This is a genomic window from Streptomyces globisporus, assembly GCF_003501885.1.
In the GTDB taxonomy this organism is placed as follows: Bacteria; Actinomycetota; Actinomycetes; order Streptomycetales; family Streptomycetaceae; genus Streptomyces; species Streptomyces globisporus_D.
The window spans coordinates 22,772-30,957 of record NZ_QWFA01000049.1; the positions used below are offsets into that span (position 1 = coordinate 22,772).

7 protein-coding genes are annotated in these 8,186 nt (G+C 73.6%); 4 read left to right on the forward strand and 3 right to left on the reverse strand.

The features are described 5' to 3' along the window. Positions 1–46: 46 nt before the first annotated feature. Positions 47–733 (reverse strand): bifunctional DNA primase/polymerase, encoded by a 687-nt coding sequence (locus D3105_RS11750; protein WP_118903146.1) that lies wholly within the window; start codon positions 731–733, stop codon positions 47–49. Positions 734–1,023: 290 nt separating this feature from the next. On the opposite strand from D3105_RS11750, the gene D3105_RS11755 reads away from it, so the two are divergent. Continuing rightward, a complete protein-coding gene (locus D3105_RS11755; RefSeq protein WP_118903148.1) occupies positions 1,024–2,406 on the forward strand; it encodes a transcriptional regulator in 1,383 nt (460 codons plus the stop codon). A gap of 199 nt (positions 2,407–2,605) precedes the next feature. Continuing rightward, positions 2,606–4,123 (forward strand): hypothetical protein, encoded by a 1,518-nt coding sequence (locus D3105_RS11760; protein WP_206272712.1) that lies wholly within the window; start codon positions 2,606–2,608, stop codon positions 4,121–4,123. A gap of 20 nt (positions 4,124–4,143) precedes the next feature. Here D3105_RS11760 and D3105_RS11765 read toward each other — a convergent pair whose 3' ends face one another. Further along, positions 4,144–5,415, reverse strand: a complete 1,272-nt coding sequence (locus D3105_RS11765; protein WP_118903150.1) for an ABC transporter substrate-binding protein — start codon at positions 5,413–5,415, stop codon at positions 4,144–4,146. A gap of 174 nt (positions 5,416–5,589) precedes the next feature. Here D3105_RS11765 and D3105_RS11770 point away from each other — a divergent pair, with 174 nt between their 5' ends. Further along, positions 5,590–6,036: an SCO4402 family protein gene (locus tag D3105_RS11770; RefSeq protein ID WP_118903152.1), complete on the forward strand. Its 447-nt coding sequence runs from the start codon at positions 5,590–5,592 to the stop codon at positions 6,034–6,036. 28 nt (positions 6,037–6,064) lie between these two features. Further along, positions 6,065–6,961: a formyltetrahydrofolate deformylase gene (gene purU, locus D3105_RS11775; protein ID WP_032777764.1), complete on the forward strand. Its 897-nt coding sequence runs from the start codon at positions 6,065–6,067 to the stop codon at positions 6,959–6,961. 49 nt (positions 6,962–7,010) lie between these two features. Here purU and D3105_RS11780 read toward each other — a convergent pair. Further along, positions 7,011–8,186 (reverse strand): maleylpyruvate isomerase N-terminal domain-containing protein (locus D3105_RS11780; RefSeq protein WP_240646875.1); only part of this gene is annotated, 1,176 nt, incomplete at its 5' end.

Below are 8,186 nucleotides of genomic sequence, written 5' to 3' on the forward strand. Positions count from 1 at the left end.
CGATATCCCCACGTGGTGAGGACACCCTACGAAAGGCCCCGGCGTCCTACGAGGCCCGGGCGCGGGCGGCGGCCGCCTCCCGGGCGCAGGCGTACGCCAGCGGGCTGATCAGCTCGTCCACATCGGGCAGCCAGCGGTTGGCGTTGGTGGGACCGCAGGCCCACTGCACACCGCCCCGGCCGCCGACCCGGGTGGGCGGGGCGGCGATGTAGTGGCCCTCGCCGCGGCCGGTCAGATCGATCGCCTCGGCGTTCCAGCCCAGCGCCCGCACCAGCTCGGCGGCCTTGGCGGCGCCGCCCGGCAGCACGAAGAACAGCATCCGGCGGTCGGGCGTGCAGGTGACCGGGCCGAGCGTCAGGTCCATCCGCTCCATCCGGGCCAGCGCCAGGAAGCCCGCCGCCTCGGGGACCTCCAGCGCGTCGAAGGCCCGCCCGGTCGGCAGCAGCACCGAGGCGCGGGGCTGCCGGGACCACATGCGCCGGGCCGCGGCACCGCTGCCGGTCGCCTGGCCCGCCCAGTCCGGCCGGTCCGCGTGGGCCCCGGGCAGGGCGCAGCCGGCGTCGCCGCAGGAGCACCGCTCCCCGCCGCCCACCGCCTCCAGCCAGGTGCCGGGGAACACGTCCCAGTGACGCTCTTCCGCATACCGCACCGCGGCGTCGAGCAGCAGCTCGCTCCGCTGCTGGGGGACCTGTGCGGCTTCCGTGACTCCGATGGGCTTTTCCACGCCCAGCACAACTTCCGTCGTCACCTGGGGTTACGGCCTCCCCTGAACCGGGGCCCGGCGCATCGATCCTGCACGCGGGGCGCATCGGTGCATGGGCGGGGGCGCGCGTGAGGCGTCGCACCGAAGGGAGGGTAACCACCTCGAGGACCGCCGCCCAGGACCGCACCCGGCCCGCCGTGACGGTGCGACGCGCCATGTCCGTACCGAATGCCGATGGAATATGCGCATTTCTTGTGTATGTGCCGGGCAGTGATCCCTTTCACCGATCACTGCACATAACCGATGTTTCAGGGGGACATATGGCTGCAAGGCCTCTCGTAGCCCGCCAGCCCAACGAACGGCTCCAGACACTCATCCAGGAGGCGGCCTGCTCCAACGCGGGCCTCGCGCGCCGGGTGAACATGGTCGGGGCCGAGCGGGGGCTCGATCTGCGCTACGACAAGACCTCCGTGGCCCGTTGGCTGCGGGGACAGCAGCCCCGGGGCCGGGCTCCGGGGATCATCGCCGAGGCGCTGGGCCGCAAGCTGGGCCGTACGGTCACGATCGACGAGATCGGCATGGCCAACGGCAAGAACCTCTCCTCGGGCGTCGGCCTCCAGTACGCGCCGACCGTCGCCGGGGCCGTCGAGCAGGTCTGCGAGCTGTGGCGCGGCGACGTGGGCCGCCGGGATCTGCTCACCGGGTCGTCGGTCGCCGCGTCCGCGCTCGTCGAGCCCAGCCGGGACTGGCTGATCTCGGGCCCGGACGCCCAGGTCGAGCGGACGGCGGGGGCCCGGGTCGGGATGTCCGACGTGGAGGCGGTGCGGGCGATGACCACCGCGCTCACCGACCTCGACCACCGGTTCGGCAGCGGCCATGTCCGGCCGGTCCTCGTGCACTACCTCAACAGCGTGGTCTCCGGGCTGCTTTCGGGGGCGTACCGCGAACAGGTGGGGCGCGAGCTGTTCTCGGCGGTGGCCCGGCTCACCGAGCTCGGTGGCTACATGGCGGTCGACACCGGCCAGCCCGGCCTGGCCCAGCGCTACTACATCCAGGCGCTGCGGCTCGCGCAGGCGGCGGGCGACCGGGCGTACGGCGGCTACGTGCTGGCCGCCTCGATGAGCCATCTCGCCGCCCAGCTCGGCAACCCGCGCGAGATCGCCCAACTAGCCCGCGCCGCCCAGGAAGGGGCCCGGGGGCAGGTCACCCCCCGCGCCCAGGCCATGTTCTACGCGGCGGAGGCCCGGGGCCACGCGCTCCTCGGGGACGCCCGGACCTGCCACGCGGTGGCGGGGCGTGCCGTCGCCGCCCTGGAGCAGGCCGATCCGGACACCGGCGACGACCCGGTCTGGATCCGGCACTTCGACACCGGCTACCTCGCGGACGAACTGGCCCACTGCCACCGGGATCTGGGGCAGCCGCACGAGGCGGCCCGGCGGGCCAAGGAGGCGCTGGCCGCGCTGCCGGAGACCCGGGCCCGGCGTCGGGGCATCGCGCTGGTGCTGCTGGCCTCGGCGCAGGTGCAGCAGCGGGAGGTGGAGCGGGCCTGCCACACGGGGACCCGGGCGATGGAGCTGCTGTCGACGGTGCGCTCCAGCCGGGGCGCCGAGTATCTCGACGACCTCCAGCAGCGGCTGACGCCCTTCGGGGAGGAGCCCGCGGTGCGGGAGTTCGGCGAGCGGCTGGAGCTCCAGGCGGCGTGAGGAAGAGGTGGTCGTCCGGGGCGGTCCGGGCCGCCCGGGAGCCCTGCGCGGCGGTCAGGCCCCATAACAGCGTCGTCGGGCCGCGGGATGTTACCCACCCTGTGAAGGGGTGGTGAGGGGCACCACGCGCTTGGCGGAGGCGGGCGACCACCCGATAGCGTGAGCCGACGATTCCGTAGGTTCACACGTAGGAGTCCCGGTGACGCAGAGCGGACAGGGCGGACAGGGCGGCGAGCATCAGCTCCCCGCCGCACGACCCGCGCACGAGGGTGTCGTGCTGCCCGCCGACGGCGGAGCCCCCTGGACCCCGGGGGCGCCCCCGGCCGGACAGGGCGGGCAGGGCGCTCCCGCGGGCGGTGAGCCGTGGGGGCAGGCCTGGGGGCCGCAGTCCGCCGGGGCGCCGCAGCCGGACCAGCAGGCGCAGGGGGGCTACGGCTACCCGCAGGCGCAGCCCCTGCCGCCCGCGCAGCAGGCGCCGGGCCCGGAGTCGTACCAGCAGCCGGGGGCGTACCAGCAGCCCGGCTCGTATCAGCAGCCGCAGCAGCCCGGGGCGTACCAGCCGCAGTACCAGCCCCAGCACGACCAGCAGCACCAGCGCCAGCCCCCGCCCCAGCCGCTCCCGTACGCGCAGCCGCTGCCGCCGGAGGCCGGGCCGGGTGCGCCGGGCGGGGACGCGGACGCCACGCAGTACATCGCCCCCGTCCCGGGCGGCCCCGGACCCGTCGGGCCGCAGCCGGGCGGCGGGGACGCGGACGCGACCCAGTACATACCCCCGGTGCCGGGCGGAGCCCCGTACGGGATCAGGCCGGGCGCGCCGGGGGACCGGCAGCCGCCCGCGGAGTTCGACAACCTGTTCCGCAGCGAGGAACCGGCGGGCGCCACGCAGCAGATGCCGCAGTTCGACGCGGGGCAGCAGCCCCCGGCCCCGTACCAGCAGCAGGGCTACGGGCCCCAGCAGCCCTCCCAGGGCGGCGCGTTGCCGCCGCAGGGGCCCGGCGGCCACCGGTCGGGCCTCCAGGGCTTCCAGGGCCGCGCGGAGGAGGACGGGCCGGTTCCGCAGCAGAGCGGCGAGGCCCCGCGCCGGCGGTCCGCGCACATTCCGCTGATCGCCGCGGTCGTCGTCGGCTGCGCGGTCATCGGACTCGGCGCGGGCGCGCTGATGAGCGGCGGCGACGACTCCGGCAAAAACGACAAGCAGCCGGTCGCCGCGCAGAGTTCACCGGCCGAGGCGGAGCCCACCGCCAAGGCGGCGGCCGACCCGGCGAAGCCCCAGGCCGAGGCGCTGGACAAGCTGCTGGCCGACAGCAACAACAGCCGGGCCGCGGTGATCAGCGCGGTCGAGAAGATCAAGTCCTGCAAGGACCTGGACCGGGCGGACGCCGACCTCAGGGGCGCCGCCCAGCAGCGCCGCGACCTGGTGACCCGGCTCGACGGCCTGACCGTGGACAAGCTCCCGCAGAACGGGAAGCTGACGGCCGCGCTGAACCGGGCGTGGAAGGCCTCGGCGGCGGCCGACGACCACTACGCCACCTGGGCGCGGCAGGCCAAGAAGAACAAGTCCGTCTGCAAGGGCGGCCAGGCCCGGTCGACGAACGAGACGGCCAAGGCGAACAACCAGAGCGGGGTGGCCACCCAGGCCAAGCGCGAGGCGTCCACCCTCTGGAACGCGATCGCGGTCAAGTACGGCCTGACCAAGCACACGCCCACCGAGCTCTGAGACGGGGCCCCCGACAGGCCCTAGCTGCGCGGGGGGTCCGTGAGGGCGTCCGTGACGTCCACGAAGCCCTTCTTCTGGGCGGTGAGGCGGCCCTCGCGGACCACCTGGAACGTCACCTTCGTGTTGACGATGCGCGGGTAGCCCGACGCGCCGACGAGGTCCTTGGAGCGCCAGCGGAGCGTCGGGGTCAGGCCGCCGGTGTCGACCTCGACGCCCCCGTTGAGCGCGGCCACGACCCGGCTCGGGGTGACGTCCTCGTCGTCGATCGCCCGGACGGCCGCCCGCAGCGCGGTGTACGCGATCCACGTCGTCTGTACGGCGGTGTCGTCCGGGTCGATGCGGTTGTCCCCGAAGGCGTACTTCTCGATCACGTCGCGCATCTGCTGCCAGCGCGCGTTCTTCGCGTCCGGGTACCAGCCGGTGACGTAGGCGCCCTCGAAGGGGCTGTTCCGGCCGCCCGTGCGGTTGATGAGCGGCTGGCTGACGCTGCCCAGCACGGAGGAGATTGTGACCTGCTCGCCGTCCGGCTCCAGCCGGCGGAAGGAGTCGAAGAACGTCTCCGTACGGGCGCCGAGGACCGCCGTCACACAGCCGCCGTCGGACCGCTCCAGTGCCTGCGCGGCCTGCTCGTCGTAGGACGTGGCGTCCAGCGGGGCCAGGATGTCGGTGGAGGCGGGCCGGTCCGCGGCCATCAGCCCGTTGTTGAGGAGAGGCGGCATGCCGTCGCCGCCGATCGAGTCGGGCCGCACCAGCGAGACCCGGGTGCAGCTGCCGCCCAACTGCCGTCCGTGGCCTGCCAACAGGGCGGACTGTCCGCCGTTGACCGGGTAGGAGAGATAGCTGCTGAACTCCTCGGTGGAGGCGCCGTAACCGCCGATGTACGGGACGCCGCCCGCCTCCAGCGCGGGCATGAAGCTCTGCCCGTGGCTGCTGTACGAACCGACGACGGCGGCCACCTTCTTGCCGACGGCCTCCCGCGCGCACCGCTCGGCGCCGATCGTGGTGTCGCCCTCGTCGCAGACGATCACCCGCAGCTCGCGCCCGTCGATGCCCCCGGTGTCGTTGACCCAGCGGGCGTACGTCTGCGCCATCGCGGGCACCCCGGCCATCTTCACCGCGTTGATGTCCTCGGACCGGTCGGGGGCCCAGGTCATCACGGTGACGGGCTCCCTGGATCCCCCCGTGGCCCCAGGGAGCCCGCCGCAGCCGGACAGCAGGACCGCCCCCGCCGCTGCCGCGCTGATGACGCCCGGGAAGGGGCGGGGAAGGGTGGGGCGTCGCCGTCCGGTCATGGAAAGGGACCCTTCCGGGCCCGGGGTAACGGCGCGGTGTGCCGTGCTCAACGCTCGGTGACGTCCAGGTGAATTGCGGGGGCCGGTGCGGAGGTGCGGTGAAGGAACGTACGATCGAGCACCGTGCAGCAAGGTTCGGAGAACTCTTCCCGTCGCGGCCGTCGCTCCTCCACCATGGGCGGCATGCCGCTCACTGACATGCCGTGGTGGCGCTGGCGCACCAACGTGCGCTCGGCGCTGCACATGCTCTCCGACCCCGTCTTCCACCACGAGTGCTGGCTCGCCGGCCGGGAAGGGTACGGGGACGTCACCGACGCCGTGTACCGCCTGGTCGAGGACACCTGGCTCGACAACTGGTCCGCCGAGAAGTACGTCGGCACCATATTCAGGGACTCCGCCGAGGCCGCCGCCGTCGACGCCGCCGCCCTGCGGGTGCTGCGGATCATGCACCAGGTCGGCGCGGACGCCCCCGTCTCCGCCTATCTGGAGCACCACGGCTGGCCCGAGGCCGTCCACGCGGCCCGCGAGGCCCATGTGATGCTCGCCACCAACGACGCGGAGGATCCGGACATACCGCCCCGCTCGCTGGATGCCATCCGCATCATGACCAGGGCCGCCTAGTACCGGCCGGGTGTGGCACGCTACAAGGATGACCGCGCCACAGCCCGCCTCCGCCGCCATCCCGGACGCCGCCGCGACCGAGCAGTACGTCCTCACGCTCTCCTGCCCCGACAAACAGGGCATCGTGCACGCCGTGTCGAGCTATCTCTTCATGACCGGCTGCAACATCGAGGACAGCCAGCAGTTCGGGGACCACGACACGGGTCTGTTCTTCATGCGCGTCCACTTCTCGGCGGACGCCACGGTGACCGTGGACAAGCTGCGCGCCAGCTTCGCCGCGATCGGCGAGGCCTTCCGGATGGAGTGGCAGATCCACCGGTCGGACGAGAAGATGCGGATCGTGCTGATGGTCAGCAAGTTCGGCCACTGTCTCAACGACCTGCTGTTCCGTTCCCGTACGGGCGCGCTGCCGGTCGAGATCGCCGCCGTCGTCTCCAACCACACGGACTTCGCCGAGCTGGTCGCCTCGTACGGCATCCCCTTCCGGCACCTCCCGGTGACCAAGGACAACAAGCCGGAGGCGGAGGCGGCGCTGCTGGAGCTGGTCCGCGAGGAGAACGTCGAGCTGGTCGTCCTGGCCCGCTACATGCAGGTCCTCTCAGACGACCTGTGCAAGCAGCTCAGCGGCCGGATCATCAACATCCACCACTCGTTCCTGCCGAGCTTCAAGGGCGCCAAGCCCTACCACCAGGCGCACGCCCGGGGCGTGAAGCTGATCGGCGCGACCGCGCACTACGTCACCGCCGACCTCGACGAGGGCCCGATCATCGAGCAGGAGGTCGAGCGCGTCGGCCACGACGTCACCCCCGACCAGCTGGTCGCCATCGGCCGGGACGTGGAGTGCCAGGCGCTGGCGCGTGCGGTGAAGTGGCACGCGGAGCGGCGCATCCTGCTCAACGGCCGCCGTACGGTGATCTTCGCGTAGCGGCTCCGCGGGGGCCGTCCGGAGCCGGGCCGGGGCGCCGGGGCCGGTGTCAGAGGCGGCTGAGTGACGCGGCCGCGAACAGCACGTCGCGGATGGCCTCGCGGTCGCCCTCCTGGCCCGCCGCCGCTTCCACCGGTGAGATGTGGCCCGCGACGAGCCGGCAGAACTCGACCCCGTCCAGCGCGACCTGCGCCACCGCGCGCTCGGGCGCGCCGACGGCGGCCGGGGAGTCCAGCGCGATGTACCAGTCGCCTCCGCCGTGGCCCTCGATCTCCAGATGGAGCGAGCGGCCCGGCGCGCCGGCCGTGACGAGGTCCTTCGCCGGTCCCGCCAGCCCGGCGCTGCGGCGGCCCGCGAGGGCGGCCGGAAGCATCCGGGCCGCCAGGTCGATCATCCGGTGCAGATGGGCGGCGGACGGGGCCGGGTAGGGGTAGTCGACGGCGTCGGCGATGTCCCCGCCGTGCACCCAGCACTCGAACGCCCGGTCCAGGGCGGCGTCCTGGAGCGGCAGGGCGAAGGCGCCGTAGGAGACGGACGTCTCGGCGACGTTCCGTCCGGCGAACGAGGCCGTACGGATCAGCTCGTGGGTCTGGGCCCGCCAGGGCTCACGGACGGCCCGGGTGGGCGGCCGGCGCGTCGCCGACCAGTACGTTTCGGTCCGCTCGGTGGGGTCCAGCGGAGCCTTGCCGCCGTCGAGCGGGTCGTCGAGCCCGAGCGCGGCCGACAGCAGCCCGTCGACGGCCGTCAGATGCCCGATCACCCCGGCGACCGTGGTCCGGCGGCTGACCTGGCGCTCCTCCTCGAACCACTGGAGCCGCACCGGGGCGTGCCATTCGGAGTCCCCGATGTCGCGGAGCAGCGCGTCGAGCCGGGCGGTCTCGGCGTCGTACGGGGCGGCCCACTCCGGCACCGGGATCCGGGCCGGGCGGCGGCCGAAGCAGCCGTCCAGCACCCGGGTGCGGAGTGTCGGGTCGAGGTCCAGGGAGCCGTCGGTGTGCAGCAGCCCCACCGCGTCCCGCAGCCGCAGCGCCTCGTCCGCGCACGGGGCGCACCCGGTGAGGTGGTCCTCCACGGCAGCGGTCTCCTGAACCGAGCAGGCGGACAGCGCCCAGGCGCCGAGGAGGGCCTTGAGGACCTGGTGGGGGAGGACGACCGGGGCGGAGCTCATGAGGGGGTCCGGGGGGCCGTCTGCCGCCTCCGGGCCGGCCGGTTCCGGTCCCGGGTC

Bases quoted from the DNA above. Each gene is read 5' to 3' on its own strand.
- D3105_RS11755 (WP_118903148.1), top strand. From the start codon at position 1,024: ATGGCTGCAAGGCCTCTCGTAGCCCGCCAGCCCAACGAACGGCTCCAG.
- purU (WP_032777764.1), top strand. From the start codon at position 6,065: ATGACCGCGCCACAGCCCGCCTCCGCCGCCATCCCGGACGCCGCCGCG.
- D3105_RS11770 (WP_118903152.1), top strand. From the start codon at position 5,590: ATGGGCGGCATGCCGCTCACTGACATGCCGTGGTGGCGCTGGCGCACC.
- D3105_RS11765 (WP_118903150.1), bottom strand. From the start codon at position 5,415: ATGACCGGACGGCGACGCCCCACCCTTCCCCGCCCCTTCCCGGGCGTC.